Here is an 849-nt window from a genome sequence, read left to right on the forward strand (position 1 = left end):
TTCGTCTTCTTCAGGTTGGCGTCTCGAGACTCCTTGAAGAGCACGGACTTGGCCTCGGGGTCCCTCTCCGCGACCACGGTGTTCAGGCGCAGCTGCAGGACATCCGGGGACGGGGAATAGACCCAGGTGCGATTGGCGGACAGCCCGGTGGAGTACCAGGGATACAGGTCTCGCACGGAGGGAAAGGACGACCACGTGTCGCCCGACTTCGGCGTGAACGGAGCCCGCCACTCGGTAGGGGCTTCCAGCCATCCCTCACCGTTGAGATGGATCTCGGGGAACTGCGCGAACTTCTGTGCCCGCGTGCCGGCCACCTCTCGGTAGTAGATCGGCGCTGGCACCTCGGGGCTCGCCTGGGAGTTGCGCACGAAAATGCCCACGGCCACCGGCGTCTGAATGGCAAAGACCCCATGACCGGGGGGAGGGTTCAACCCCTCAGGAGTGACGTTGATGATCCATCCGGTCGAACAGGTGCGGCGCAGATACTCTCGCATCCCCGCGAAGCCAGGACCGGTGAGATACCCGGTCGCGGTCACGAAGCAGACCACACCCTGGTCCGCTCCGTCGAGCTTGCGCTGCGCGGTGGATTCGAACGCCTTCCACAGCGCCCAACGCCAGAAGTAGACGTAGAGGTTGTTCAGGTGGCGCTCGTTGCGCCCGTTGCCTCGACTCCTGAATGCGTCTAGGGGAGCCCGTCCCGTCGCCGGATCGACACCGTTCTCGATCCACCCCCCACGCCCACCGGCCTTGTCCTTGTATGGCGGGTTGCCGATGACGACCTGGATGTTCTCATCCCTCTTGACCCGGTTGGCCTCGATCCGTTGCTGAGCGATCAGACCAGCGTTCCAG

At 64.2% G+C, this 849-nt stretch carries 1 protein-coding gene; it reads right to left on the reverse strand.

All coding sequences use genetic code 11. The features are described from left to right. Window positions 1-849: type ISP restriction/modification enzyme (locus ACFI33_RS11770; RefSeq protein ID WP_462624051.1), on the reverse strand; the 849-nt coding region annotated here is incomplete at both ends.

The organism is Micrococcus sp. PSi08, from assembly GCF_054960655.1.